Source organism: Paucibacter sp. XJ19-41 (assembly GCF_028462495.1).
GTDB lineage: Bacteria > Pseudomonadota > Gammaproteobacteria > Burkholderiales > Burkholderiaceae_C > Roseateles_E.
In genome coordinates this window covers 1-433 of sequence record NZ_JAQOWX010000303.1, presented here as the reverse complement: position 1 = coordinate 433, position 433 = coordinate 1, and the positions used below count along the sequence as shown (strand labels likewise).

General features: G+C 75.8%; 1 pseudogene. It reads right to left on the bottom strand.

Going from position 1 to position 433, the window contains the following annotated elements:
* Window positions 1–433: pseudogene (locus PO768_RS29100) on the bottom strand (DEAD/DEAH box helicase); the annotation flags it as partial.

Here is a 433-nt window from a genome sequence, read left to right as displayed (position 1 = left end):
TGATCGGCGCAGCCATGCGCGACTGCTCGTCCAGCAGGGCCACCGAGGGACCCTGGCGCGGCATCTCGGCAAAGGCCGAGCGGCCCAGCCAGCGGCGCGCGCCGCGATCCGGGCTGCGCAGCACCGGCGAGAGCTGCTGCGGGTCGCCGGCGAACAGCCGGGCGCGGCCCAGCGGCATCAGCGCCAGCGCATGGGCCAGGCTGACCTGGCTGGCCTCGTCGAAGACCAGCAGGTCGAACGGCGGCTCGTCGGCATCGCTGCCACTCAGCTCGCGCAGCGTCTTCAGCGTGAAGGCGGCGCGGGTGGTGGTCATGCTGGCCAGCCGACAGCGCCGCAGCACCTGCAGCGAGGCGGCGCGCAGCTCCTCGCGCAGCGCCGCGACACGGTCGGCCCAGGCCTTCAGCGCGCCGGCGTCGCCGCGCGCCGAAGGCCG